Genomic DNA, 25,635 nt, shown 5'->3' with positions numbered 1-25,635 from the left:
GTGAGCACCGGTGCAGAAGCGCAGTGACACTCCCGGCGACCCGCAGGCTCCGGGCGGCCGCGGCGTACGAGTCCGTACCCGCCTCGTCGCCGGTGTCGCACTCGTCGGCATCACCGTCATAGGGGCCGGCGCCCCCGCCGTGCTGAGCGCCTCCGGTGATCTGACCGACTCCCAGCGCCTGGTCACCTTCGCGCAGCTCAACCGGCAGGCCGTCACCCTCGCCCACTCCCTCGCGGACGAGCGAGACGAGGTCACCGCCTACATCGCCGCCGGGCGCGACGAGCAGGACGGCGACGCCAAGGACAAGCGGCAGGTCTCCGGCAGCCACAGCACCCGCGTGGACCGCCAGATCGACGAGATCGACGCCGAGGCCCCGCCCGAGCTCCGCCGTGAGCTCGCCGGCCTGCCCTCCATCAGGCGCGACGCCCTCACGGGCAAGGGCACCGCCTTGGACGCCTACCGCGCGTACACCGACGTCATCGCCAAGCTGCAGGCCCTCGCCGACGAGCTCGCCGACCGGATCCCGGCCCGCGCGAGCGGCGCCACCCGGGCCCCCGCCGAACTCGGCCAGGCCGTCGAGCAGGCCGCGGCCACCCGCACCCTGCTGCTGGCCGCCCTCGCCGTGCCCGGCCCGAAGAGCACCGGCACCGTCTACGACCCGGTCACCGGCCGATACGTCGAGAAGAGCGACGGCGACGACGAGGCCGACCGCCGGCGCGACGCGCTCAGCGCCGGGGCCCAGCAGGCCCGCGTACGGGAGCAGGCCGCCCTCGCCGACTTCGACCAGGCCGCCGAACCCGCCGCCCGCGACTCGCTCGCCGCCACGGTCACCGGCCCCGAGGTCAAGAGCGCCGAGAGCTACCTCGCCCGTCTCACCGACCAGCCCGAGCTCACCGAGGGCGACCGCAAGATCGACCCGGAGAAGCTCGAAGCCGCCCTCACCGCCCGGATCGAGCAGATGCGAGGCGTCGAGTCCGCCCTCGCCACCGGCCAGGTGGAGAGCATGGAGCGGCTGCGCGACGCCGACGTCACGGCGCTGGAGCTGCGCATCGCCCTGCTCGGCGGCTGCCTGCTCGTGGCGATCGGCGTCTCCACCGCCGTCGCCCGCACCCTCACCCGACCGCTCGCCGTGCTGCGCATCGGCGCCGCCCGGGTCGCCGCCGCGCCCGACACGGAGGAGCCGGTCCGCTTCACCGGCCGCAACGACGAGTTCGCACAGGTCGTACGGTCCCTCAACTCCCTGCACGCCCGCCTCCTCGACCTGGGCGAGCGCGCCCGGACGGCCGACACCGAGCGCGCCGACCTGACCGGCGCCCGCGAGGCCCTCACCGCCGAGCTGGCCGGCCAGCGCTCGGAGCTGCGGGCCCGCACGGACGAGCTCTCCGCCGAACTGGAGCGGATGCGTCACAGCGTCCACCACACGTTCGTCAACCTCTCCCTGCGCAGCCTCGGGCTCGTCGAACGGCAGCTCGCGGTCATCGAGAAGCTGGAGGAGCGCGAGCAGGACCCTGAGCGGCTGGCCACCCTCTTCAAGCTGGACCACATGGCCACGGTCATGCGCCGCCACAGCGAGAACCTGCTCGTCCTGGCCGGCCACGAGCACAACCACGCCCACCAGGGGCCGGTGCCGCTGGTCGACGTGGTGCGCGCGGCCGTCAGCGAGATCGAGCGGTACGACCGCGTCACCATCCAGTCGCTGCCGCCGCACTCCTACGTGGCCGGGTTCGCCGCCGACGACCTCAGCCACCTGCTGGCCGAGCTCCTGGAGAACGCCACCTCCTTCTCGCCGCCGGAGGCCCAGGTCCAGCTCTCCGGCTGGCTGCTGGAGAACGGCGAGGTGATGCTCTCCGTGCAGGACGAGGGCATCGGGATGACGGAGGGCCGGCTCACCGAGCTCAACGCCCGTCTTTCCGGGACCGGGCCGGATGACGACCAGGAGGGCGAGGGCCTCGGCCTGCGCGTCGCCGCCCTGCTCGCGGCGCGGCACGGCGTACGGGTCCAGTTGCGCGAGCAGAAGCAGGGAGGCGTGGCCGCGGTCGCCGTCCTGCCGGCGGCCCTGCTGCCCACCGCCCCGCCGGCCGCCGTGCCGGTGCCGGACGCGGGCCGGGCACCCGCCCTGAACCTGCCCGGCTCGGTCGCCGAGGCCAACTCCAACACCCTGCCCGGCCGTGTGCGGGAGCGTGCGCTCCCCGTGGCCGACCCGCTGGCCGACCCGCTGGCCGACCCGCTGGTGGAGGCTGCCGAGGAGGCGATCCGCGCGGCGGAGGCGGCTCCCACGGCCGAGACGGCCGAGGACGAGGCGGTTCCCACGGCCGCGATGGCCGAGGACGAGACGGCTCCGACGGCCGGGGCGGCCGAGGACGAGACGGCTCCCGTGACCGGGGCGGCCGAATCCCCGCACCCGTCCGAGACGCCCGCCGAGACCACCCTCCAGGTCCGCGCCCCGCAGCCCGCCCCCGAGACCGAGCGGGCGCCCGGCCCCGTCGGGGACGAGCCGGCCGGCCCCGCCCCCGAGCAGGCATCGGAACCCGAGGCCGAGCCCGAGCCGGAGCACGGGACGCGCGAGGAGGACCTGCCGGGGCCGACCGCCCCGGGCGCGTCCCGGATCCCCGACCAGGCGCGGGGCGCCGACACGGCCGCCGGGGACGCCGGGACCGGACCCGACGCCCACGAGCGGGCCGAGGAACAGCAGGGCCCGGCCCAGCCCACGTGGGAACGGGTCACCGACAAGGGGCTGCCCAAGCGCACGCCCCGCATCGTCCAGACCTCCGCGCCGCGTGCCGAGCGCAGCGGCGGGGTCGACGCCGAGGCTCTGCGCCGTCGGCTCGGCGGCTTCCACCAGGGAGCCAAGGACGGCCGCCGCGACGTCGAGGCCGAGATCGCGGAGACCACACAGCAGTTCGAAACGGTACGGACCGACGATACGGGGGATACAGTCGAGGAGGCACGCAGTTGACTGCGACGACCGGCACATTGGGACTGAGCAGCGAGGCACGGAACCTGCACTGGCTGCTGGGCAACCTCGTCGAGGAGGTGCCAGGGGTCCGCTCGGTCGCCGTCGTCTCGTCCGACGGACTGCTGCTGCTCTCCTCGGACCCCGAGCAGAACGCCGCGGCCGCGGGCACCGCCACCGACCGCCCGCGCTCCGACGGGCCGCGCAACTCCAGCGCGGACCTCGCCACCATCGTCTCGGGCATCGGCAGCCTCACCATCGGAGCCGCACGGCTGATGGACGGCGGCGGGGTCAAGCAGACCATGGTCGCCATGGACGAAGGCAGTGTCTTCGTGATGTCGATCAGTGACGGCTCGCTGCTCGGGGTCCATGCCGCCCCCGACTGCGACATGAGCGTCGTCGCCTACCACATGGCGCTCTTCGTCGGCCGGGCCGGACACGTCCTCACCCCCGAACTCCGCAGTGAGCTGCGCAAGTCGATGGAGAGCGCCCAGTGATGTCCGTCCCCGCCTCCGCCTCCGGGCGGCTGCCGGTCCGTGGCGAGGGGCGCCGGCCCGCCAGGGTCCGCCCGTACTCGCTCACCGGCGGCCGCACCCGCTTCGGACACATCCTGCTGGTCGAGACGTTCGTCGCCGCGCTGGAGGCCCCCGCCGAGCGCAGGGAGCTGGCCAACGGCGGCCTCGGCGCGCGCGTCATGCCCGAGATGCGGGCCATCGTCGAGATCTGCCGCCGTATGCGTACGGTCGCGGAGATCTCCGCGCTGCTGAAGATGCCGTTGGGAGTCGTCCGGGTGCTCATCAGCGACCTGGCCGACCAGGGAAGGATCCGTGTGTACGGGACCGGGCACGGCACCGGCCAGCCCGATCGCGCGCTGCTCGAAAGGGTGCTCAGTGGACTCCGCCGTCTCTGAAACGCTTGTCCTGCCCGAGGCGGAGGAGGACCCGCAGTCCTGGCAGCTCGACCACACCAGGGCTCCCCTCGCCACCAAGATCGTCGTCGCGGGTGGCTTCGGCGTGGGCAAGACGACCTTCGTCGGCGCCGTCTCCGAGATCACGCCGCTGCGGACCGAGGCGCTGATGACGCGGGCGAGCGAGGAGACCGACGACCTCTCCGCGACGCCCGACAAGCTCACCACCACCGTGGCGATGGACTTCGGCCGCATCACCCTCGCCGAGGACCTGGTGCTGTACGTCTTCGGCACGCCGGGACAGCAGCGCTTCTGGTTCATGTGGGACGACCTGGTGCGGGGCGCGATCGGTGCGGTCGTGATGGCCGACACGCGCCGGCTGACCGACTGCTTCCCGGCGCTGGACTACTTCGAGAGCTGTGGCCTGCCGTACATCGTGGCGGTGAACCACTTCGAGGGGACGGAGCTGTTCGAGCCCGAGGACGTCCGCGAGGCACTGACCGTGCCGCCGGACGTACCGATTGTGATCATGGACGCCCGCAAGCGGAGCACGGTGGTCGAGTCGCTGCTCGCGCTGGTCGCCCGTGCGCTCGAAGCCACCCCCGAATAACGAAAGAGACCCCTCGATGCGGAAGATACTCATCGTCGGAGCCGGCCAGTCCGGTCTCCAGCTCGCCCTCGGACTCCAGTCCCAGGGCTACGAGGTCACCCTGATGTCCAACCGCACGGCGGACGAGATCCGGTCCGGCCGGGTGATGTCCACGCAGTGCATGTTCGACACCGCCCTCCAGCACGAGCGCGACCTCGGCATCAACTTCTGGGAGAGCCAGGCCCCCCGCATCGAGGGCCTGGGCGTCTCCGTGGCGGCTCCCGACGGCTCCCGCCCGATCGACTGGGTCGGCAGGCTCGACGGTTACGCGCAGTCCGTGGACCAGCGCGTGAAGATGGCCGGCTGGATGGAGACGTTCGCCCGGCGCGGCGGCCGGCTGGTCATCCACGGGGCGGCCGTCTCCGACCTGGACTACTTCGCGCGCACCTACGACCTCGTGCTGATCTCGGCCGGCAAGGGCGAGCTCGTCTCGATGTTCGGCCGGGACGCGGCCCGCTCCCCCTTCACCGAGCCGCAGCGCGCCCTGGCCGTCGCCTATGTGCACGGCCTCGGCCCGCGCCCCGAGCACCCCGACTTCGACGCGGTCCGCTGCAACCTGGTGCCCGGCGTCGGCGAGCTGTTCGTCATGCCGACGCTCACCATCACCGGACGCGCGGACATCCTGTTCTGGGAGGGCGTCCCGGGCGGACCGCTCGACGCCTTCCGGGGCGTCAAGGACCCGGCGGAGCACCTCTCCCTCACCCTGAAGCTGATGAAGAGGTTCACCCCCTGGGAGTACGCGCGTGCCACCGGGGTCGAGCTGACCGACGCCAACGGCACCCTGGCCGGCCGCTACGCCCCGACCGTCCGCAACCCCGTCGGCCGGCTGCCCGGCGGCGGCCTGGTCCTGGGCGTGGCGGACGTCGTCGTCGCCAACGACCCGATCACCGGGCAGGGCTCCAACTCGGCGTCCAAGTGCGCCGCCTCGTACCTCGCGTCGATCGTGGAGAACGGCGACAAGCCGTTCGACGAGGCGTGGATGCGGCGGACCTTCGACGGTTACTGGCGGACCGCCCGGCACGTCACCAAGTGGACCAACGCCATGCTGGGCGTCCCGCCGGAGCACGTCCTCGACCTGATCGGTGCCGCCGGCCGGCTCCAGCCGGCGGCGGACCGGTTCGCCAACGGCTTCGACGACCCGGCGGACTTCGAGAACTTCTTCTTCGACCCGGAGAAGACGTCCGCCTACCTGGCGTCGATCACCCCGGCCTGAGACGGATCGTCCCCCTCGCCGGCGCCGGGGCCCTCCCGGTCCTCGCCGGGGGCCTTCGTGAAGCCGTCGTACCCCTCGTCGGAGCCCGCCGCCGCGTCGGACGGGAGCTCCGGCGGGGTGTACGACGCGAGGGGGCGGGCCGAGGGGTCCGGGCGGACCGCGCCCAGCAGCGGGTTGGCGGCGATCGGGGACACCTTCACCCGGGCGCCGGGGCGCGGGGCCTGGATCACCAGGCCCTCACCCAGGTAGATCGCCACATGGGTGGCCTTCGGGAAGTAGACCACGAGGTCGCCGGGGCGCAGCGAGCGCAGCGGCACCCTGGGCAGGGTGCGCCACTGCTCCTGGCTGGTGCGCGGGATCGTACGGCCCGCGCTCGCCCAGGCCCGGGACGTGAGGCCCGAGCAGTCGAAGGACTCCGGGCCCTCCGCTCCCCACACGTACGGTTTGCCGATCTGCCGGGCCGCGTAGGCGAGGGCCTCGTCGCCCTCCTCGGACGGGGTGCGCTCACCGTCGAGCCGGCCGGTGGCGAGCAGTTCGCTCTGCGCGCCCGCGGTCTGCGCGCTCTCCAGCCTGGCCAGCTCCCCGGCCTCGTCCGGGCTGAGCGAGGCGAGCGTCCTCTCCACCTCCTTCAGCCGGGCCGTGACATCGTCCCGTGCCTTCTTCTGCCGGGCGACCAGGACCCGTTCGCGGTCCAGTGCCCTGCGGGCCGCCGTCGCCAGCCGCTCCGCCCGCTGCTCGCCGCCCTCCAGCCGCGCCACGGACGCGGCCTGCTCGCGGGACGCACGCCGGACGAGGTGGCCCTCGTCCAGGGCGTGGTCGGGGTCGCGGGCGAGCAGGAGCTGCAGGGCCGGGGAGAAGTCGAGCCGGCCGCGGTACTGGGCCCGGGCGAGCCGCCCGGCGTCGATCCGGCCGCGCTCCAGCGCGTCCCGGACCTTCGCCAGCTCGACGGTCAGCTTCCTGGTTCCGGCCGTGTGGGCCTTCAGCTGCTCCTCGGCGGCGTTGTACGCCTCGCTCGCCTCCTCGGCCCGCTGGTAGAGCGTGCGCAGGCGGGCCAGCATCTCCGGGAGCGTCGTCGCTGCGGCCGGGGCGGCGGCGCTCTCCTCGGCCCCCCGCTCCTCCCCGTCCGCGGTCGCGGGCGCCGACGGCACGGCGGGCGCGGGGGCGGCGGTCGCGGGGACGGCGGGCACGGCCGCGAGGACCGTCGCGGCAGCCATCGCCGCCGTACGGACCGAGCGGCGCAGTCGGTCTGACACCTCATCACCTCCGAGGGGATGATGCGGCATCGGATGATACGACTAACGCCGGGTTGGTCGGATCGGCTCAACGAGGTCACCCGCCGGGGGCGACCCCGTCGAGCCGCCCGCGCGTCCGCGGGACACCTCGGCGCCCGCCGGTTCGGGCCGTCTCACTCCACCGGCAGGGCGTAGAACATCCGGTCGCGCCGCACGACCACGCTGCCGGTGGCGGCCAGGGCCGTGTACGGAGCGGCTGTCTCGTTCTCCGTCCGGGGCGACGGCGGCCCGGACGCGCCGGCGTTCTGGAACTTCCACAGCCGCCGGCCGTCGGCCGCGCCGAACGCGGTGACCTGTCCGCTGTCCGCCGCGAGCAGCGTGCGTCCGCTCGCGCTCGGCGTCACCCGCGGCAGGTCCTGCCCGGCGGGGGCCTCCGTGCCCCGCCGCCAGCGCGGCCTGCCGGTCGCCGCGTCCACCGCGTACACCGTCCGGAACCTGTTGGCGATGTACAGCGTCCCGTCGCGCAGCTCGCCGCGCCCGAAGGCGTACGGGGCCGTGCCCGCCGCCGCCGGCACCCCCGCCATCCGCCACAGTGCCCTGCGGCTGCGCGTGTCGTACGCGTACAGGTCGCCCCCGATCGCCGCGAACAGCCGTCCGGTCTCGTCCCCGACCGCCTCCGCACCCGGCAGCGCCGTGCCGAACGGCCGGAACCACTGGCGCGTGCCGGTGACCCGGTCGTACGAGTGGAAGATCGCCAGGCCCTTGGCGGCGGCGTTCTGCGCCGGGGTGATCGACCGGCGGTCCTGCCGGACGACGACGGCGTCGGGCCGGACGGCGATCACCGTGTACGCCGGGGTGTGGGGGGCCCGGCCGTCGGGGACGGGAGCCCGCCACAGTTCCTTGCGGCGCACCACGTCGAAGGCGAAGAGGAAGGTCCGGACGGTCTGCCGGGGCGGCGCCCCGGCCAGGGCCGTGGCGGTGAACCAGACGACCGGGCCGGCCTGGCCGGCGACGGCCGACAGCGACAGGCCGGGCGCGCCGGGGAACCCGTCCCGGTGACGGACCCGGTGCTCGACCCTGCCGGTCGTGGGCGAGAGCCACTGGAACTCCGTGGCCGCGGCGACGAACAGCAGGTCGGTGCCGGCCGGCAGGGCCCGCTCGGCGGAGCCGGACCCGGCGTGCTGCCAGAGCCGGCGGCCCGTCCCGAGGTCCACGGCCGTGGTGTGCGCGTCGGAGGTCAGGACCAGCGTCCGGCCCCTCCAGACGGTGGCGTTGAGCGCGCCGCCCGGGGTGGCCGGGTTCTCGTACGCCCAGCGCGGCTGCGGCGGCAGCCCGGGCGGCGCCGGCCGCCGGGGGGCCGGCGGCTTGGCGTCGGCACGGACGCCGTCGCCGCCGGACGTGAGCGCGAGGACTCCCGCGCCCCCGACGACGGCCCCCGCCGCCCCGGCGGCGACCCCGGTGAGCAGTGACCTCCGCGAGAGGCGCCCGGCGCCCGAAGCGGCCGGCGCCGTCGGAACGAGAGGGCCGCCCGGAGCGAACGGGACCGGCAGGGCCCCCGCCGGGGCCGTGGCAGGGGGGAGCGGTGGCGCGGGCGGGAGCGCGGGCCGGCGGGGAGGCGCCACCACGAGCTCCATGGCCGCCCGGTCGCCGGCCGGCCGGGGCCGGCCCGCCCGTACGGTCCGCGCGTCGGGCCCGGGGCCGCCGTCGTCGCCGGGGCCGGCCGGCGGGGTGTCCGTCCCCTCCGGCGCCGCCTCCCACGGCCCGCCCAGCTCCGCCGCCCTCGACGCCTGGCCGGAGAGGGCCGCCTCCAGCGGCCCGGGCAGCCAGCCGCCGCGGGCCAGCGCCGCCGCGCCCTCCAGGGCGAGCTCGGCCGCGACCGTACCGGCCGCCGGGCGCTCGTCCGGGGACTTGGCCAGACAGCGGGCGATCAGGGGGCGCAAGGACTCCGGTACGGAGCCCAGTTCGGGCTCGGCGCGCCCGATGTCCGGCGCGTCGGCGAACGGCTGCCTGCCGGTCGCCGCGTACGCCAGCAGCAGGCCCAGCACGAAGACGTCGGAGGGGCGGCCGGGCTGCTCGCCCGCCACCTGCTCGGGCGTCAGATAGCCCAGCCGCACGGACAGCCGGCCGCCCGGCCGGGCCTCCGCCGACTCCGCCGCCCCCAGCGCCCCGAACGCGACCAGTCGCGGCCCGTCCGCCGCGAGCAGGACGGTTCCCGGGGCCAGCCCGTGCAGGACGGCGCCGGTCGCGTGCACCCGTGACAGGGTCTCGGCGAGGCCCGCACCCAGTATCCGTACCGTCCGCGCGGGCAGCGGGCCCGCGAGGGAGACCGCCTCGCCCAGGGTGAGCGAGGGGACGTACGCGGTCGCCGTCCACAGCCCGCGCTCGTCGTCGGCGGCCCCCAGCGGCTCCGGCACCCAGCCCCCGGCGAGCCGCTCGGACGTGCGCGCCTCGGCCGCGAACCGGCGCCGGAAAGCGGGGAGCCGGGCGAGCGACGCTGGCGGCACGGCCACCACCGCGAGCTGCCCGCCGGCTCCCCGCGCCAGGTACCTGACCGCCCCGGCCGACTCGCGCAGAAGCGCCAGGACGGTGTACGGGCCGATACGGCGCGGGTCGTCCGGCCGCAGCGGCTGGATCGGCTGAAGCGGCGGCTCCATACGGATGCTCCCCCCTGGCGGCACGGTCGTCGTGATCCTACGACCCGCCGTCCGGCTTCGGCTTCGGCTTCGACCAGGGCCACCGGAGCTCCCGGCGCTCCCGGCCGCCGGGGGCGTACTCGTACTTCCAGCCCCGCTGCAGGCCCAGGCGCCTGGTGTACCCGGCGGGCACGCGGCGGTACGCGTACACGGTGGGCGGTCCGCCGTCGGCGGCCGGCACGGGTACCTCGTACCACTGGGGAGGGTGACCGGTGGGGCCGGTCAGCACCGGCAGGACGCGGCCGTCCAGCGGTCCGCCGGTGAAGAGGGTGTTCTCGCTTCGCACGCCCCCAGTCTCACAGGAGGTGCGCGGCCCCGCTCACGACGGGCAGGACCCGGCGGGCCAGGACCCCGACGGGACCCTGGTGCGTTTCGAGGGCCAGCAGGGACGACACGACGGCGGCCGTCTCCTCGTCGGTGGCCGCCGTCACCGTCAGCAGGGCCACCAGGTGGTCGACGAGCCAGGCGCGCAGCTCGGCGGCCGGGGGCCGCTTCTCCTCGTCCAGCCAGATGAGTGAGGCCGCCTCCACCGCCGCGATCCAGGTCCGCACCATCATCCGCAGCCGGGCGCCGGGCCGGGGGACGCCGAGGTGGACCAGGATCTGTTCCGCGGCGGCCCGGCGGACCTCGTCGACGATCGCGGTGGTGCGGGAGGTCTCGGCCACGCTCCCGCCGCGCAGCAGCGCGCTGAAACCGGCGTCGTGTCCGTCGACGAACGCGAGGTACCGGTCCAGGACGCGTGCGAGCCGTTCGGTGGGAGGGCCCGCGGCCGGTTCGGCGAAGCACAGCTCCAGCTCGTCGGCGGCCGACCGGAGGGCGGCCTCGTACAGCTCCTGCTTGCCGCCCGGGAAGTAGCGGTAGACGAGCGGCCGTGAGACCCCCGCGGCCTCGGCGACGTCGTCGAGGGAGACCCCGCCGGGCGCCGTGTGCGCGAAGAGCGAGAGGGCGACGCCGAGGAGCTGGGTGCGGCGCTCCTCGACGCTCAGCCGTCGGTACGCGGGTACAGCGGCACTGGTCATGTCCGCAGCGTAACTCCGCGAGGGGCGGCGCGGACCAGCGGAACTCAGGCCAGAAGTGCGGGCGGCTCCCGGCCCGGAACCGCGGGGGCTCCCCGGGCCGGAAGTCCGGGCGGCCGTCAGGCCAGCAGTCCGGAGCTCTTCCACAGCCTGCGCCCGGGACCGCGCAGGACGCCGATGTCGTCGAAGAAGTCCGTCAGGCGCCTGGCGCCGGACTGCATGACCTCGCGGCGGTGGCCGCTCGCCTTCACCTGGGCGACGGCCTCCCGCCGGTCCAGGCCGATGTTCTCGTACACCTGCGGGTTGACGAAGCAGACGGAGAAGACCCGGGCGGCCTCACCGCAGCTGAGCCGGGTGAACTCCTGCTCCCAGCGCGGCGCGGTCACCATCTGGCGGCGCAACTCCTCGCGTGCGTAGCGGACATGGCGCGCCTCCTCCACGACGTGGATGCGGGTCACCCCGCGCACCAGGGTCTGGACGCGCTCGTCGGGGAAGGTGAGGCGCTGCATCCAGTCGAGGATCTCCTCGCCGAGGAGCGTCGCCGCGAACGAACCGGGCGTCGTGGACACGGTCTTCAGGATGCGGGCCATGTTGTGGTAGACGCGTGGCACCGGGTAGGCCGGGGCCCCGCCCTTCTGGATCATCCTGGCGAACATCATCGAGTGGCGGCACTCGTCGGCGATCTCGGTGAGCGCGTACCGCACGTGGTTGCTGGTCACCGGCTTGTCGTAGATGTGCCGCACCAGCAGCTGCATCAGGATGATCTCGAACCAGATCCCGAGCGAGGCGAGCGACGCCGCCTCGTGCCGGGCCAGCTCCATCCGCTGTTCCTCTGACATCCTGCGCCACAGGGGCGTGTCGTAGAGCGACACCAGCTCCGGCGGCCAGAACCACTTCCCCTCCTCGACCGGGGCGTCCCAGTCGAGTTCCTTGTCGGGGTCGAAGGAGTGCTTGGCCGAGGATTCGAGCAGACGCTCGGCGACCTGTTCGCGGTCCCGGAGCGGGCCGAGCGCGTCGCGGAGCAGCTGGATGTCGCGTTCGGTCACGGTCGTCATGGCTGAGGGCACCTCGCGCAGTTGAGTTACCGGGGGTCACTCCTTATAAGACTGCGTGTCAGCAAGGCCGTCAATCCCTGGCGCGCGACTTGTTGACCCGATGTCTACCAACGTGTGAGCCTGCCCCTCAGTGGAACGTACGCGGGAACCCTGTGACCCGAAGGAGCCGTCTGTGTCGACGCACGACTTCTACACGAAGGACCCGGGAGACCGGTCCTGGCAGGTGCCGGCGAGCGGCGCGGCCCGTTTCAGCTGGGAATACGACGACGGCCGCGACCGGCTCCTGGCCCTCTACCAGAAGGGCAAGGACAAGCAGTGGGACGGCGCCAAGCGCATCGACTGGGACCTGGAGGTCGACCCGTACGACGCGCTGGGCACCCCCGACGAGGCGCTGACCCTGCACGGAACGCGCCACTGGGCGAAAATGACCGAGAAGGACAAGGGCGAACTGCGCAGGCACTACGCGTCCTGGCAGTTCAGCCAGTTCCTCCACGGTGAGCAGGGCGCGATGATCTGCGCGGCCCGGATCGTCGAGTCCGTCCCCGACCTGGACGCCAAGTTCTACTCCGCCACCCAGACCATGGACGAGGCCCGGCACGCCGAGATCTACGGCCGCTTCCTCCACGAGAAGATCGGCATGCTCTACCCCATCAACGACAACCTCCAGGGCCTGCTCGGCGACACCCTGCGCGACTCCCGCTGGGACATGCCCTACCTCGGCATGCAGGTGCTGATCGAGGGCCTGGCGCTCGCCGCCTTCGGCATGATCCGGGACACCACGGACAAGCCCCTGCCCCAGCAGATCCTCGCGTACGTGATGCAGGACGAGGCCCGCCACGTGGCCTTCGGGCGCATGGCGCTGCGCGACTACTACCAGCAGCTGTCCGACGCCGAACTGCGCGAACGCGAGGAGTTCGTCATCGAGGGCTGCTACCTGATGCGCGACCGGCTGCGCGGCATCGAGGTGCTGGAGAACTTCGGCATCCCGAAGAAGGAGGCGGAGCAGTACTCGGAGCAGTCGGAGTTCCTCCACCTCTTCCGCAAGCTGCTCTTCAGCCGGATCGTGCCGTGCGTCAAGGACATCGGCCTGTGGGGCGAGCGCCTCCAGAAGGCGTACCTGGACATGGGCGTCTTCGAGCTCGGCGACTCCAGCCTGGACCTCCTGATGACCCAGGACGAGGAGGTCGCCGAGCGGCTGGACCGCGAACGCTTCGCGGCGGAGGAGGCGGAGCGGGTCGCCGAGGTGACCGACGCGATCCAGGAGGGCGCCGCCTGATCCGGCGGCCACCCCCCACCCCCCGCCCGCGTACGCGGGCGGGGACGGTCCGTGAGCGTGACGTAGCCTGCGGGCATGACCACGCCATCTCAGCCGCCGCCCGGGCCGTACCCGCCGGGCTCCCAGCCGCCCGGCCCCTACGGGTCACCCCAGCCCGGGTATCCGCAGGCGGGATACCCCCGGTCCGGGCAGCCGGGGTACCACCCGCCGCAGTACCCGGGAGGCGGCGCGGGCCCGGGGCCGTACGGGGGGTGGGGGCAGCCCCCCCTGGGGCCGCCGCCGAAGAAGAAGCGCACGGGGCTGGTCATCGGCATCGTCGCCGGGTCCCTCGCGCTGGTCGCCGTCCTCGCCTGGGCCGGCAAGCAGGGGCTGGACGCGGCCTCCGGGGCCGGCGGCTCGTTCCCCGCGGCCGAGTTCCGGCTCACCACGCCCAAGACCCTGCTGTCCGGCGAGTACAAGCTCCTCACCGACACCTCCGAGGAGGACCGCAAGGAGGTCGAGGAGGAGGGCCGCAAGGACCCGAGCATCCGCGACGCCAAGGCCGTCATCGCCCAGTACGAGGGCAAGGGCGGCAGCGTGCTCGTCGTCTCCGGGTTCCACGGCCGGCTCAAGGACCCCGACGGCACGCGCCGGGCGATCCTCGACGGGGCGTCGACGGGGGAGGGGACGACGCTGGTCGTCCCGCCGAAGGACTTCGAGCCCGCGGGCGCCGGTGTGAAGGTGAGCTGTCAGGTCACCCGGTCCCAGGACGCCGGGACGACGAGCACCCTGCCGATGTGCGCCTGGGGCGACGGCAACACGGCGTCCTTCGTCGCGATCGTCACTCCCGAGATCGCCGAGCAGAAGCCGGAGGAGGTCGATCTGGCGGCGCTCGCCGACTCGACCGCGAAGGTCCGCGCGGAGATGCGCGCGCCGATCGGCTGACCGGTCACCCGTGCCCGGGCGGGAAATCCGTGCCCAGCGTGAACGAGTGCGGTGTCGGTCCGTGTTCGCGCAGGTGGAGGAGGCGTTCCTCGGCCTCCTCCACGGTCGGGCGGTGGCCCGCCGCCACCCACCACAGCGCGGCCATCGCCTCCGGGACCCGCTCGAACCACTCGTGCCGGCGCTTCAGCAGCTCCCGGTGCCGCCCCTGGTACATGAAGGACGTCAGCGCGTCCCGGTCCCGCCACACCGACATGTTGATGATCAGCCACTCGTCCTCGAAGACGGCGATGTCCGTGGCGTCGCCGCCCTCGCTCTCCAGGCGCCACAGGAAGCCGTCGGCCGCGTCGGCCGTGGCGTTCACCGGGTCGAGCGCGTCGACGAAGTCCTTCAACTCCGGCGAGTCCAGAGGGAAACTGAGGCGGGCTATGTTCACCTGGGCGAGTTCGTAGGACATGGCCGCACAGTAGTCACGGACCGGTTTCCGGGCCCACCGCGTCCCGGGGTACGAGACGGCGGGACCTCACCGGAACGGCCGGGCGGACGGGCTGTCGAAGACACGGCCTAGCGCTCCTCGCGCAGCGCCGCCTCCAGCACCGCCCTGGCGATGGGGGCCGCGCTGCCGCCGCCGCTGATGTTCTCCCGCCTCGCCGAGGCGTCCTCCACCACCACCGCCACCGCGAGCGCCGGCTGCGCCGCCCGGTCCGCCTGCACCCAGCCGATGAACCACGCGTAGGGCGTGCCCACGTTGCCGATGCCGTGCTGGGCCGTACCGGTCTTGCCGCCGACCTTCGCGCCGGCGATGGCCGCGTTGCTGCCCGAGCCCCGGTCGACGACGTCGAGCATCATCCGCTGCAGCCGCATCGCCGTCGAAGGCTCCATCGCCTGCTGGTACGACCGGCGCGTGGTCTGGGACACGACCGTGCCGTCCGCCGCGGTGGTGCGGTCCACCAGATACGGATGGGCCAGGTCCCCACCGTTGGCGACCGCCGCCGCGACCATCGCCATCTGCAGCGGTGTCGCCGTCGTGTCGTACTGGCCGATGGCGGACAGCGCCAGCTGGTCGTCGGTCATGTGCCGGTCGAAGTTGGAGGGGGCGACCCGGGACGGGATGCGCAGCGCGGTGTCGTTGAAGCCGAACTTCGCCACCGCGTCGAGCATCCCGGCCAGACCCACCTTCACCCCCAGATGGGCCATCACCGTGTTGCACGACCAGCGGATCGCGTACGCCAGCGACGCGTTGCCGCAGCCGGTCGCCTCGTTCGGCAGCAGGGTGCGGGTGCCCGGCAGCCGGAAGGGCTCGGGCGTGCCGGTCGGGGCGTCGACGTCCGTGACGATCCCCGCGTCGAGCGCCGCCGCGGCCGTCACGACCTTGAAGGTGGAGCCGGGCGGATACGTCTGCCGCAGCGCCCGGTTGAGCATGGGCTGGGCGGGTGCGGCGTTGAGGCGGGTCCACGCGCCGGTGACCGCGCTCCCGGTCCCGGAGAGGACGCCGGGGTCGTACGAAGGGCTGGAGACCAGCGCCAGGACGCGGCCGCTGGACGGTTCGATCGCGGCGACCGCGCCGCGTCTGCCGTCGAGCCCCTCGAAGGCGGCGCGCTGGAGCGACGCCCTGATGGTGGTGATCACCTTGCCGCCGGGCTGCCGGCCGCGGCTGACGTCGTTCCAGAAGGGGAAGGGGGAGAGCAGCGGATCCGTGCCCGACAGCAGGGCGTCCTCGGCGTCCTCGACGTGCGTGGTGCCGTACGTCTGGGAGGCGTAGCCGGTGACCGGCGCGTAGAGCGGGCCGTCCGTGTACGTCCGTTCGAACCGCAGGGGCTGGCGGCTGTCCCGGGAGCCGGTGACGGCTCGGCCCTCGACCACGATGTCGCCGCGTGGTTCGGCGTACCGGTTCATCACCACCCGGCGGTTGGCCGGGTTCTTGTCCAGCTCGTCGGCCTGGAAGACCTGGACGCGGGCCGCGTTCACCAGCAGGGCGACGAGCATCAGCAGGCACAGTACGGCGGCGCGCCGGATGCAGGGGATCACCGGGCGCCCTCCGCGACCGGCACCGCGGCACCGGCCCCCGGCGGTTCCGGTGCCGGGGCGCGGGCCGAGTCGCTGACCCGGATCAGCAGGGCCATCATGATCCAGTTGGTGACGACGGACGAACCGCCCTGGGCGAGGAAGGGCATGGCCATCCCGGTGAGCGGGATCAGCCCCGTCACCCCGCCCGCGATGACGAAGACCTGGAGCGCCAGGATGGAGGCGAGGCCGGTGGCGAGCAGCCGGCCGAAGGGGTCGCGCAGGGAGAGGCCGGCCCGGTAGCCGCGGGCCACGAGCAGCGCGTACAGCAGGAACACGGCGGTCAGGCCGGCCAGTCCGAGTTCCTCTCCCGCCGTGGCGAGGATGAAGTCGGACTTGGCCGCGAAGCCGATCAGCACGGAGTGGCCGAGTCCCAGGCCCGTGCCGAGCGTCCCGCCCGCCGCGAAGGCGAACAGCGACTGCGCCAGCTGGTCGGGTCCCTCGCCCGCCTCGATCGACGCGAACGGGTGGAGCCAGTCGTCGACCCGGTTGTTGACATGCGGTTCGAGGTTGCCGACGGCGACCGCGCCCACTCCGGCGAGCAGCAGCCCCACCGCGATCCAGCCGGTCCGGCCGGTCGACACGTACAGCATGATCACGAAGAGGCCGAAGAAGAGGAGCGAGGTCCCGAGGTCGCGCTCCAGGACCAGCACGCCGACGCTGATCACCCAGATGGCGACGATCGGGCCGAGCACCCGGCCGGTGGGGAGCTGGAGCCGCCGGATCCGCCGGCCGGTGCAGGCGAGGGCGTTGTGGTTGGCCGCGAGGTACGCGGCGAAGAAGACGGCCAGCAGGATCTTGGCGAACTCGCCCGGCTGGAAGGAGAGTCCGCCGAGCCGGATCCAGATCTTCGCGCCGTTCACGGCGGGGAAGAAGATCGGCACGATCATGAGGACGAGCGCGGTGGCGACGGAGACGTACGCGTACCGCTGGAGGACCCGGTGGTCGCGCAGGAGGAGGACCGTGGCGATGAAGAGCGCGATCCCGAGCGTGGACCACACCAGCTGGGCCGGGGCGGCACGGTCCAGCGGGGTCTCCAGGTCGAGCCGGTAGATGAGGACGAGGCCGAGACCGTTGAGCAGGATCGCGATCGGCAGCAGCAGGGGGTCCGCGTAGGGGGCGCGGAGACGGACCGCGAGGTGGGCCAGCAGGGAGAGCAGGCCGAGCCCGGCGCCGTAACCGGCGGCGTCGGGAGGGACGGCGCCGTCGCGGGCGAGCCCGACGGCGACGTAGCCGTAGACGGAGATGAGGACGGCGCCGACGAGGAGCGAGAGTTCCACGCCGCGGCGCTTGGGGAGGCGCACCCCGGGCGGCGGGTCGTCGGCCCTCGTTACGGCGGTCATGGCCGCAACGTAGCAAGATGCGGGTCGTATGTCCTTTATGTCATAGGGTGCCGTTCCGCATGTCCCGGCCGTGGCGCGTCAGCCGGCGGCCGGGCGCGAGCCGTCCGTGGTGCCCGGGCCGTCCGTGGTCCCCGTGGCGCCCGGGCCGGTGCCGGGCGGGGGAGCGAGGCCGATGGCCTCCGGCAGGGTCAGCCGCGCCTCGGCCCCTCCGTCCGCCGCGTTGGAGAAGGTCAGCTCCGCCCCGATCACCGCCGACTGGCCCACCGCGATCGTCAGCCCGAGACCGTGCCCCTTGCCCCCGCTCTCCGTGCGGAACCGCTGCGGTCCGTGCTCCAGCAGGTAGTCCGGGTAGCCCGCACCGTGGTCCCGGACCGTCACCACCGGTCCGTCCACGGTCAGGACGACCGGAGCCCGTCCGTGCTTGTGCGCGTTGCCCACGAGATTGCCCAGCACCCGCTCCAGGCGCCGCTTGTCCGTCTCGACCCGGGCGTCCCGCACCACCCGTACGCGCGTGTCGGTCCCCGACCCCCGCACCACCCGCCCGGCCAGCGGGCCCAGCTCGTGCACGTCCAGGTCGACCTGTTCGGTCCGGGCGTCCAGCCGGGAGATCTCCAGCAGGTCCTCGGTCAGCGCGCGCATCGCCTTCACCCGGTCCCGCACCAGCTCCGACGGGCGGCCCGAGGGCAGCAGCTCCGCCGCCGCGGACAGGCCCGTCAGCGGCGTCCGCAGCTCGTGCGCCACGTCGGCGGTGAACCGCTGCTCGCTCAGCAGCTTGTCCTGGAGCGAGGACGCCATGGTGTCCAGCGCCCCGGAGACCGTGGCCACCTCGTCCTGGGGGCGCGAGGGGTCCCTGGTGCGGGGGTCGTTGACGCGCGCGTCGAGGTCCCCCGCGCTGATGCGCCGCGCCACCTGGGCCGTCAGGTGCAGCCGCCGGGTGACCCGGGTGACCGCGAACGCGCCCACCAGCAGCGTCGCCCCGATCGCCAGGACGGAGGAGCCGACGATCGCCTTGTCCAGGCCGCTGATGGTCTCCGCGCTCTGCGAGTAGTCCACGCGCACGGCCAGCGCGCGGCCGTCGGCGGGCCCGGCCGCCCACATGGTGGGCCGCCCCTCGTGCCGGGAGACCAGGGTGCCGCGCTCGCCCCGGGCGGCCAGGGCGCGCAGGGACGACGGCATGCCCTCCGGGTCGACGCCCGCGAACCGGGGCAGCGGTTCGCCCGCCTCGTAGGCGCGGGTGACCTCCTCCAGCCGGGACAGTGCCGTCTCCCGGGCCGCTTCCACGGTCTGCCGGGTCACCGACACGTGCACCAGCGCCCCGAGCAGCGCGGCCAGCGCGCAGCACATGACCGTGATGAAGACCGCGGCCTTCCAGGTCAGGGTCGCCGTCCAGGCGGGGGGACGCGGCAGGTGCGCCCGGCCCGGCCGTCCGGCCCGCCTCACCGGGCACCCGCCCGGGGGGACGGGGAGGCGGCGGGAGGCGCCGCCGGCCCGGGCGGTGACGTCCCGTCGTCGGGGGCGAAGGGGCCGGTCGCGGCGGGGTCGGCCGCGGAGGGGTCGGTCATGGAGGGGTCGGGCGCCGAGGCCGGGTCGGGCGGCGGGGGAACCGGCTTGACCCGGATGATCTCGTCCCGGGTCGGCAGCATCGTCCGCTGGTGGTCGTCCCAGGACCACGCCGTGCGGTACTCGTAGCCCGGGATGCCCGCGGAGACCACCCGCAGGACGAGGTCACGGCCGGCCAGCTCCACCCGGACGACCTGGTCGACGGTCGACATGATCCGGGTCAGGCCGCCCTTCTCCGGCATGTAGCAGCGCACTCCCACCTGCTGGTCGGGCATCCGGATGCCGACGATCAGTTCGTCCTTCCCGTCCCCGGTCAGATCCCGGTAGTGGGGCGCGAGCACCGGGCACGCCTTGGGCCTGCTCCCGCACGCGCGGATCCGTTCCGCCGTCTCGGCGTAGAGGGCGTCCCCGCCGCTGTACTGGTCGGGGTGCGCGGCGACCTCGGCCTGTACGACCGCGACCGGGTCGACCCCGTGGACGTCACCGCCCGGGGCCCTGACGCCGGGCACGCGCTCGGAGTCGCTCTCGCCGTAGTCGATGGGGGGCGCGGTGACGGGCGGCAGCTCGGGCCAGAGCCGGACGGGGCCGATCGCCGTGGGGGTGGGGCCCGCGCTCTCCAGCTCGCCGGCGTTCCCGCAGCCCGTCAGCAGTGCGCCGGCCGCCACGACCGGCGGCAGGAGGGCGGCGGCGCGCAGGAGGGGGCGGCGATGCGGGCTCACGGTCGTCCTGGCTCCTGTCTGCGTCGCTCCCCGGGACGGATGGAGCGGTTGATACCGGTGCGCCAGTAAACCTTATTCGGAGGGAAGTCCCTTTTGTCGATTTATCGATCCGGGTGGGGCGGAGCCGGCGGGGGCCGCCGGCCGGAGTGCGCCGGGGCGTCCGCCGCGGCCTACGCGCCCCGGGCCGCCAGCTGCTCCGCCTGCGCGCGCGTCACCCGCTGCTCCGCCCCGCAGAGGGCGCACTGGGTCGCGTACTTCGTCGAGACCGTGAACAGCGGCACGAAGAACAGCGTGAACCTGGTGACCTTCTTCCGGAGCGGATGCGCCGCCGAGCGGCCGCACCGGCCGCAGACCAGGGTCGGCACCGCCAGCTGGTGCAGATACGCCCTGGTACCGAAGACGATCATCCGGGGACCTGCCCTTCGCCGTGCCCCAGCGCTCGTCGGCACAGCGCCAGCAGCTTCTCGTCGTGGTGGATGTCATGGTCCCCGGAACTGCCCTCCGACGCGTTGTGCCGCCGCGGCCTCGCCAGTTCGGCCCGCAGCAGCGGGGCCGCCGCCTCCGCCGCCCCCGGCCCCATCTCGGCGAAGCACTCCGCGATCTCCACCCGGGTGTGCCTGCTCTCCTTCCACGCCGCCATCAGCACCGGCAGCGCCTCCTGTACGTCTCCGGTGACCCGGCACAGCGCCACCCCCGCGTCCACCCGCAGCCACATCTCGCGGGCCGACAGACACGCCCGGAGCTCCGGAGCGGCGGCGGCCGCCGCCCCGCCGATGGCGCCGAGCGCCCACGCGGGCTCCCGCCGGTCGTGGATGTCCGGCGCCAGCAGCAGCGCGCGCAGCTTCGCCAGCGCGGCCCCGGCGTCGCCCTCGACGGCCCACAGGGCGCGCGCCGCCGCCGTCGCGACCCGCACCGCGTCGTGGTCCAGCAGACCGCGCAGCTCCGGTGCGGCGTCCCCGGCCGGGGGACCGAACGCGGCCACCGCCCGCAGCGCCGACTCCCGCACCCACTCCTGGCGGTAGGCGGGAGCACCGCGCAGCACCCGCAGTACCTCGGGCAGCGCCTCGACGGCCCTCAGATGCGCCAGGCCCAGCAGCAGCGGCCCCGCCTGGTCGGCGAGCTCGTCGTCCAGCGGGAGACCCCCGAGCCGCCGCCGCAGCGCCGGTGCGAGCGGGGCGCCCGCGTCCGCCAGGTGCGGTATGGCGTAGGCGAGCTGCACGTTCAGATCGGGCTGCTCCAGCGCGCGGGCCAGCGCCGGGACGGCCCGCGCGTCACCGGCCCGGGTGAGGGCCAGCAGCGCACTGCCCACCCCGAACCGGCCGCCCAGCCGCTCGGGCGCCCAGGGGGCCGGGTCCGCCGTCACCTTGGCGGCCAGCGCGTCGGCGGCCGGGCGGGCCAGACAGAAGAGGTTCTCCAGCCAGGCCGCCGCTGCCTCCCGCAGCCGCGGCTCGGGGTCGGCCAGCTGCGCCCCGACGAGCCGCACCACCTCGTCGTACGAGCCCCGCCAGGTCCGGACCAGTCCGCCGCACATCCAGACGGCGTCGGCCCGCTGGCCCCAGTCCGGGCTGCGCAGCTGCGCCGTGACGAGCGCGATCCGGTCGTCCACCCGGTCGTCCAGGGCGCCGTGCAGCGTGCGCAGCAGGTCGTCCGCCCAGGCCGAGCTGCGGCCCGCCGTCTGCTCCTCGCGCAGCTCCCGCAACTGCCCCACCAGCGTCGGCGCGGGCCGGGCGCCGTCCGGCGGATCGCGCAGCTCCACCGCGTCCAGCGCGTCGCCGGGCTCGCCCGGGCCGGCGAGCTCCCTGGTGTCGCGGGGATCCCGCGCGCCCAGGAAGTCCGTCGGGGCGGGGGCCCGGGGGTTCTCCCGCAGCTCCGCCAGCAGCCCGGTCACGGTCGTCACCACGTCCGAGGGCAGCCGCCCGGGCGCGCACCGCGCCAGCTGGGCGAGGGCGGCCAGCCGCAGCCCCGGGTCCTGCGCCGCGTGCGTGAGCCAGCCGAGCCAGTCCACCGTCTCGTCGCGCAGCGACTCGTACCGCAGGGCGATCCGGCCCACGGCCTCGACCAGCGCCAGCCGTACCTCCGTGTCCGGCTCGACCGTCAGCCGCTCCCGCAGCAGCACCAGGACCCGCGCGGGCTCGCCGTGCAGCAGGGCCAGCGCTCCCGCCGTCGCGATCCGCACCTCCGGGTCGTCGTCGCAGACCAGTCCCAGGAACACGTCGGCCCCGGCGGCGACGGCGGCCGCGGCCATCGCGTAGTTGGCCGCGTCCTCGAACTCCTCGCCGTCCGGGTCCAGCTCGTCCATCTCGTCGTCGCCGCCGAGGTCGATACCGCCGATGCTGGTCAGCAGCTCGATGATGCACCCGCGGTCCGGCACCTCCCGGGTGGCGACCAGCTCCAGCAGGAAGGGGATGCAGGCGAGCGTCGAGTCGTACACATCCCCCTGGTGGTGCACCGCGCCGTACATCCCGTCCAGCGCGATCTCGCGCTCCGCCGGGTCCGTGGAGGCGAGCCCGCGCAGCATCGCGGGCACATCGTCGGCCGGACCGTAGGCATGACCCAGCGAGGCCCAGTCGACCTCGTCGATCCCCGTGAACATGCCATCCCTCCCCGCGAACACTGCACTTGGGGGCAATAGTGCACCACACGGGCGATGAGCATGACCCGCCAATCGGACAGGGCTCACCGGCCCCCACGGGCCCCGCTCCGGCTCTCCGCCACGGTGTCCGTGGCCGTCAGGGCGTCCGGCGGCCCCCCGGGCGTGTCCGGATCCGGCGGGCGCCCGCTCCCTCCGGGCGCGCCCGGGGCCCGAGCTCCGGGCGCGTCCGCGGGCCCGGGACCGTCTCGTGCCCGTCCGGTCCCCGACCTATGCCTCGTCCTTGAGGCGCAGCACCGTCGTCACCGCGTGCCGGGTGGTTCCCGCCGCGACCTCCACGGTCAGTACCGGCGGTACGGAGCGGTAGACGACCTCGCCGAGGCCGGGCGCCATCGCCGTGGCCTCCGCCCCCGGCGCGGCGGCCCCGAGCGCGGCGCCCGCCCGGGCCCGCAGCGGGCGCGGCAGCGGGCTGGAGACCACGGGCGTGTCGTCGTCCGGCAGCACCAGGACCAGTGCCGTCGGCCGGGTCCGGGCGCCGGTGAACCCCACGACCACCGCGTCCCTGGTGTCGGTGTGGCGGAGCTTGCGCCAGGCGCGGGAGCCCGCCCGGTAGGGCTGGTCGAGCCGTTTGACCACCAGGCCCTCGACGCCGGTGGCGGGCAGCGTCTCGTACCAGGTCGCCGCCGTCTCCGGGTCGGTCGTCATCGGGACGGCCTGGAGGGGCGGCCCCAGCTCGCCGAGGAGCCCGACCAGCCGCTCGCGCCGCGCGGCGTAGCGCACCGGGCGGAGATCCGTGCCGTCCGCGGCCAGTACGTCGAAGGCCGCGTACGAGGCGGGCAGCCGGCGCGCCAGGCCGGGCGCCCGCCCCGGGGTGGCGGCCGCCCGGGTCTGCACCGCGGCGAAGTCGGTCCGGCCCCCGGTCCAGACGACCACCTCGCCGTCCAGGACCGTGCCGTCCGGCAACGCGCGCGCGGCGGCGGCCAGATCGGGGAACGCGGACGTGACGATCCGCCCCGAGCGTGCCTGGAGCACCACCGTGTCACCGAGCCGGAAGATCACCATCCGGTGACCGTCGAACTTCGGCTCGTACGCCAGCCCCGCCTCGCGCGGCAGCGTGCCGACCGCTTCGGCGAGCGCCACCCTGACCGGCGGTGTCACCGGCGGCGGGGCGGGCGAAGCCGCCGAACGGGACGAGGAGCCGGACGAGGGTGACGGCGAGGACGGTGGCGGCGGGTGCCCGGGTGGTGGCCGGCGGGGGGTCATGGCAGCCGGCCCGCCCGGTCCGGGGCGAGCAGGGGGGCGAGCAGGTCCCCGTACCGCTGGAGCCGCGGGGCGAGGTCCCCCAGCCGGAAGACCATCAGGTCCGGGTCGTCGCACTCCTCGACCTCGTCCCAGGTCACAGGGGTGGAGGCGGTCGGCTCGCGACGGGCGCGCAGGGTGTAGGGGGCGGCCGTCGTCTTGGCGGCGGCGTTCTGGCTGTGGTCGACGAAGACCTTGCCGGGGCGCAGGGCCCGGTTCATCCGGTGGACGACCAGGGCGGGCAGCTCCGCCTCGGCCGCCACGGCGAGCTCCTTCGCGTACGCCGAGACGCGTCCTGAGGGGGTGGGCTCCAGCGGTACGTAGAGGTGCATGCCCTTGGAGCCGGAGGTCTTGGCGTACGCCTCCAGGCCGTCGGAGGCGAGCCGTTCGCGCAGCCAGGCGGCGACGTGGCAGCACTCCGCGATGGTGGCCGGCGGCCCCGGGTCGAGGTCGAGGACCAGCCGGTCGGCCTCGGCGGGGGCCTCGGACCGCCACTGCGGGGTGTGGAACTCCACCAGCAGGTTCGCGGCCCACATCAGCGAGGCCAGGTCCTCGACCAGCACCTGGCGGGCGTTCGTGTCCTCCGTTCGGGGGACCGACACGGTTTTCACCCAGCCGGGTGTGCCGGGCGGGGGGTTCTTGGTGAAGAAGAGCTGCCCGTCGGGGCCGTCCGGATAGCGGAGGAAGGACAGCGGGCGGTCGTGGAGGTGGGGGAGGAGGGCTTCGGCGACGGTGGCGTAGTAGTGCAGGATCTCGCCCTTGGTGGTCCCGGTGGCAGGGTGGATGACCTTGTCCAGGTTGCTGAGCGCCAGGCGCCGCCCCGCCACCTCCGTGATCGGCGTCATACGATGAGAATCCCACGATTCCGGAGCGAAAGGGATGAACCGTGCGATCCATCTGGAACGGTGCGATTTCTTTCGGTCTGGTCAGCATCCCGATCAAGCTGGTGAACGCGACCGAGAACCGGTCCATCTCCTTCCGGCAGATCCATCAGGCGGACGGCGGCCGGATCCGCTACCGCAAGGTGTGCGAGCTCGACGGCGAGGAGGTCGGGACCGCGGAGATCGGCAAGGCGTACGAGGAGGCCGACGGGGCGCTGATCCCGATCACCGACGAGGACCTCGCCAGGCTGCCCCTGCCCACCGCCAAGACGATCGAGATCGTGGCCTTCGTGCCGGCCGGCGAGATCGATCCCCTCCAGATCGACACCGCGTACTACCTCTCGGCGAGCGGGGTGCCGGCCGCGAAGCCCTACACGCTGCTGCGGGAGGCGCTCAAGCGCAGCGAGCGGGTGGCGATCTGCAAGTTCGCGCTGCGCGGGAGGGAGCGGCTCGGCATGCTGCGGGTCGTGGACGACGTCATCGCCATGCACGGACTGTTGTGGCCGGACGAGATCCGCCACCCCGAGGGAGTCGCCCCCGACACCTCGGTGACGGTACGGGACGCCGAACTGGACCTGGCCGAGGCCCTGATGGACACCCTGGGGGAGGTGGACCTGGACTCCCTGCACGACGACTACCGGGAGGCCGTGGAGGAGATGATCGCCGCGAAGGCGGAGGGCGGCCCGGCGATGGCACCGGAGCCGCAGGAGGAGCGGGGCGGGCAGGTGATCGACCTGATGGCGGCGCTGGAGAGCAGTGTCAGGGCGGCGCGGGAGGCGCGCGGCGAGGACGCGTCCCGGGGCGCGGGTGCCGAGGTCACCGACCTGTCGGCCCGCAAGAAGCCCGCGCGCGCCCCGGCGGCGCCCAAGGAGAGCGGCGGGAAGAAGTCCACGGCGAGGACGGCGGCGAAGAAGACGGCCGCACCGGCCCGGAAGTCCACGTCCAAGACGGCGGCGAGTGGCGGCGGGGAGGCGGGGAAGAAGGCCGCCGGCAAGTCCGCCACGAAGTCCACGGCCAGGTCGACGGCCAAGCCGGACCGGTCGGCGGGCGGGACGGCGTCCCGGTCGACGGCGAAGAAGACCGCGTCGAAGGCGGCGGAGAAGAAGACGGCCGCCTCACGCAAGCGTTCCGCCTGACGCCTGACGCCTGACGCCTGACGCCTGACGCCTGACGTCGTGTTCGGCGACCGGGTGTCCGGCGCCGGACATCCGGCGGTCGGTGGCGGTTCGGCGGACCCCGCCGGCCGGGCCTTCCGGTCGGTCCT

At 74.2% G+C, this 25,635-nt stretch carries 22 protein-coding genes; 8 read left to right on the top strand and 14 right to left on the bottom strand.

The window, feature by feature from the left end; translation table 11 throughout:
- The first annotated feature begins 10 nt into the window (after window positions 1-10).
- Genes PUR26_RS32995 through PUR26_RS32975 form a run of 5 tightly spaced genes read left to right on the top strand, consistent with a single transcriptional unit; the run spans window position 11 to window position 5,722 of the window.
- A complete protein-coding gene (locus PUR26_RS32995) occupies window positions 11-2,956 on the top strand; it encodes a nitrate- and nitrite sensing domain-containing protein (protein ID WP_329878283.1) in 2,946 nt (981 codons plus the stop codon).
- Entirely contained in the window at window positions 2,953-3,450 is a 498-nt protein-coding gene (locus PUR26_RS32990) for a roadblock/LC7 domain-containing protein (RefSeq protein WP_329878281.1), read from the top strand. The genes PUR26_RS32995 and PUR26_RS32990 overlap by 4 nt, the downstream gene beginning before the upstream one ends.
- Window positions 3,450-3,863 (top strand): DUF742 domain-containing protein, encoded by a 414-nt coding sequence (locus PUR26_RS32985; protein ID WP_329878279.1) that lies wholly within the window; start codon window positions 3,450-3,452, stop codon window positions 3,861-3,863. The genes PUR26_RS32990 and PUR26_RS32985 overlap by 1 nt, the downstream gene beginning before the upstream one ends.
- Entirely contained in the window at window positions 3,844-4,470 is a 627-nt protein-coding gene (locus PUR26_RS32980; protein WP_329878277.1) for a GTP-binding protein, read from the top strand. Before PUR26_RS32985 ends, PUR26_RS32980 begins: the two co-directional genes overlap by 20 nt.
- A 16-nt stretch (window positions 4,471-4,486) precedes the next feature.
- Entirely contained in the window at window positions 4,487-5,722 is a 1,236-nt protein-coding gene (locus PUR26_RS32975; protein WP_329878275.1) for a styrene monooxygenase/indole monooxygenase family protein, read from the top strand.
- Here PUR26_RS32975 and PUR26_RS32970 read toward each other — a convergent pair.
- From PUR26_RS32970 to PUR26_RS32950, 5 genes are all read right to left on the bottom strand, one after another.
- A complete protein-coding gene (locus tag PUR26_RS32970; protein ID WP_329878273.1) occupies window positions 5,695-6,975 on the bottom strand; it encodes a C40 family peptidase in 1,281 nt (426 codons plus the stop codon). The genes PUR26_RS32975 and PUR26_RS32970 overlap by 28 nt on opposite strands.
- Window positions 6,976-7,127: 152 nt before the next feature.
- Window positions 7,128-9,587, bottom strand: a complete 2,460-nt coding sequence (locus PUR26_RS32965) for an outer membrane protein assembly factor BamB family protein (RefSeq protein WP_443077253.1) — start codon at window positions 9,585-9,587, stop codon at window positions 7,128-7,130.
- Window positions 9,588-9,645: 58 nt separating this feature from the next.
- Window positions 9,646-9,933, bottom strand: a complete 288-nt coding sequence (locus PUR26_RS32960) for a hypothetical protein (protein WP_329878270.1) — start codon at window positions 9,931-9,933, stop codon at window positions 9,646-9,648.
- Window positions 9,934-9,943: 10 nt separating this feature from the next.
- Window positions 9,944-10,666, bottom strand: coding sequence for a TetR/AcrR family transcriptional regulator (locus tag PUR26_RS32955; RefSeq protein ID WP_329878268.1), 723 nt, complete (start codon window positions 10,664-10,666; stop codon window positions 9,944-9,946).
- Between the two features lie 116 nt (window positions 10,667-10,782).
- Window positions 10,783-11,718: an AurF N-oxygenase family protein gene (locus PUR26_RS32950; protein WP_329878266.1), complete on the bottom strand. Its 936-nt coding sequence runs from the start codon at window positions 11,716-11,718 to the stop codon at window positions 10,783-10,785.
- Between the two features lie 172 nt (window positions 11,719-11,890).
- Here PUR26_RS32950 and PUR26_RS32945 point away from each other — a divergent pair, with 172 nt between their 5' ends.
- Together PUR26_RS32945 and PUR26_RS32940 are read left to right on the top strand one after the other, a co-directional pair.
- Window positions 11,891-12,994 (top strand): ferritin-like domain-containing protein, encoded by a 1,104-nt coding sequence (locus PUR26_RS32945; protein WP_329878264.1) that lies wholly within the window; start codon window positions 11,891-11,893, stop codon window positions 12,992-12,994.
- A 75-nt stretch (window positions 12,995-13,069) separates the two neighbouring features.
- Entirely contained in the window at window positions 13,070-13,918 is an 849-nt protein-coding gene (locus tag PUR26_RS32940; RefSeq protein WP_329878262.1) for a hypothetical protein, read from the top strand.
- A 4-nt stretch (window positions 13,919-13,922) separates the two neighbouring features.
- On the opposite strand, the gene PUR26_RS32935 is transcribed toward PUR26_RS32940, so the two are convergent.
- From PUR26_RS32935 to ligD, 9 genes are all read right to left on the bottom strand, one after another.
- Window positions 13,923-14,372, bottom strand: a complete 450-nt coding sequence (locus tag PUR26_RS32935; protein ID WP_329878260.1) for a DUF3291 domain-containing protein — start codon at window positions 14,370-14,372, stop codon at window positions 13,923-13,925.
- 107 nt (window positions 14,373-14,479) lie between these two features.
- The gene (locus tag PUR26_RS32930; protein ID WP_329878258.1) at window positions 14,480-15,943 is read right to left on the bottom strand and encodes a penicillin-binding transpeptidase domain-containing protein; all 1,464 of its coding nucleotides are present in this window, start codon (window positions 15,941-15,943) and stop codon (window positions 14,480-14,482) included.
- Entirely contained in the window at window positions 15,940-17,322 is a 1,383-nt protein-coding gene (locus PUR26_RS32925; RefSeq protein WP_329878256.1) for an FtsW/RodA/SpoVE family cell cycle protein, read from the bottom strand. The genes PUR26_RS32930 and PUR26_RS32925 overlap by 4 nt, the downstream gene beginning before the upstream one ends.
- A gap of 78 nt (window positions 17,323-17,400) precedes the next feature.
- Window positions 17,401-18,762, bottom strand: a complete 1,362-nt coding sequence (locus tag PUR26_RS32920) for a HAMP domain-containing sensor histidine kinase (protein ID WP_329878254.1) — start codon at window positions 18,760-18,762, stop codon at window positions 17,401-17,403.
- Window positions 18,759-19,601 carry a hypothetical protein gene (locus PUR26_RS32915; protein ID WP_329878252.1) on the bottom strand — a complete coding sequence of 281 codons (843 nt, stop codon included), beginning with the start codon at window positions 19,599-19,601 and terminating at the stop codon, window positions 18,759-18,761. Before PUR26_RS32915 ends, PUR26_RS32920 begins: the two co-directional genes overlap by 4 nt.
- Window positions 19,602-19,771: 170 nt before the next feature.
- Window positions 19,772-20,008, bottom strand: a complete 237-nt coding sequence (locus PUR26_RS32910; RefSeq protein ID WP_329878250.1) for a zinc-ribbon domain-containing protein — start codon at window positions 20,006-20,008, stop codon at window positions 19,772-19,774.
- Window positions 20,005-22,194 carry a HEAT repeat domain-containing protein gene (locus tag PUR26_RS32905; protein ID WP_329878248.1) on the bottom strand — a complete coding sequence of 730 codons (2,190 nt, stop codon included), beginning with the start codon at window positions 22,192-22,194 and terminating at the stop codon, window positions 20,005-20,007. Before PUR26_RS32905 ends, PUR26_RS32910 begins: the two co-directional genes overlap by 4 nt.
- A 267-nt stretch (window positions 22,195-22,461) precedes the next feature.
- Window positions 22,462-23,331, bottom strand: coding sequence for an ATP-dependent DNA ligase (locus tag PUR26_RS32900; RefSeq protein ID WP_329878246.1), 870 nt, complete (start codon window positions 23,329-23,331; stop codon window positions 22,462-22,464).
- A gap of 119 nt (window positions 23,332-23,450) precedes the next feature.
- Window positions 23,451-24,335 carry a non-homologous end-joining DNA ligase gene (ligD, locus tag PUR26_RS32895; protein ID WP_329878243.1) on the bottom strand — a complete coding sequence of 295 codons (885 nt, stop codon included), beginning with the start codon at window positions 24,333-24,335 and terminating at the stop codon, window positions 23,451-23,453.
- 41 nt (window positions 24,336-24,376) lie between these two features.
- On the opposite strand from ligD, the gene ku reads away from it, so the two are divergent.
- Window positions 24,377-25,507, top strand: coding sequence for a non-homologous end joining protein Ku (gene ku, locus PUR26_RS32890; protein WP_329878241.1), 1,131 nt, complete (start codon window positions 24,377-24,379; stop codon window positions 25,505-25,507).
- Window positions 25,508-25,635 lie beyond the last annotated feature (128 nt).

The organism is Streptomyces sp. SP18CS02, assembly GCF_036322365.1.
In the GTDB taxonomy this organism is placed as follows: domain Bacteria; phylum Actinomycetota; class Actinomycetes; order Streptomycetales; family Streptomycetaceae; genus Streptomyces.
This window is presented reverse-complemented; position numbering and strand designations above follow the sequence as displayed.

Bases quoted from the DNA above. Each gene is read 5' to 3' on its own strand.
- PUR26_RS32955 (WP_329878268.1), bottom strand. From the start codon at position 10,666: ATGACCAGTGCCGCTGTACCCGCGTACCGACGGCTGAGCGTCGAGGAG.
- ligD (WP_329878243.1), bottom strand. From the start codon at position 24,335: ATGACGCCGATCACGGAGGTGGCGGGGCGGCGCCTGGCGCTCAGCAAC.
- PUR26_RS32950 (WP_329878266.1), bottom strand. From the start codon at position 11,718: ATGACGACCGTGACCGAACGCGACATCCAGCTGCTCCGCGACGCGCTC.
- PUR26_RS32935 (WP_329878260.1), bottom strand. From the start codon at position 14,372: ATGTCCTACGAACTCGCCCAGGTGAACATAGCCCGCCTCAGTTTCCCT.
- PUR26_RS32940 (WP_329878262.1), top strand. From the start codon at position 13,070: ATGACCACGCCATCTCAGCCGCCGCCCGGGCCGTACCCGCCGGGCTCC.
- PUR26_RS32985 (WP_329878279.1), top strand. From the start codon at position 3,450: ATGTCCGTCCCCGCCTCCGCCTCCGGGCGGCTGCCGGTCCGTGGCGAG.
- PUR26_RS32910 (WP_329878250.1), bottom strand. From the start codon at position 20,008: ATGATCGTCTTCGGTACCAGGGCGTATCTGCACCAGCTGGCGGTGCCG.
- PUR26_RS32905 (WP_329878248.1), bottom strand. From the start codon at position 22,194: ATGTTCACGGGGATCGACGAGGTCGACTGGGCCTCGCTGGGTCATGCC.
- PUR26_RS32925 (WP_329878256.1), bottom strand. From the start codon at position 17,322: ATGACCGCCGTAACGAGGGCCGACGACCCGCCGCCCGGGGTGCGCCTC.
- PUR26_RS32975 (WP_329878275.1), top strand. From the start codon at position 4,487: ATGCGGAAGATACTCATCGTCGGAGCCGGCCAGTCCGGTCTCCAGCTC.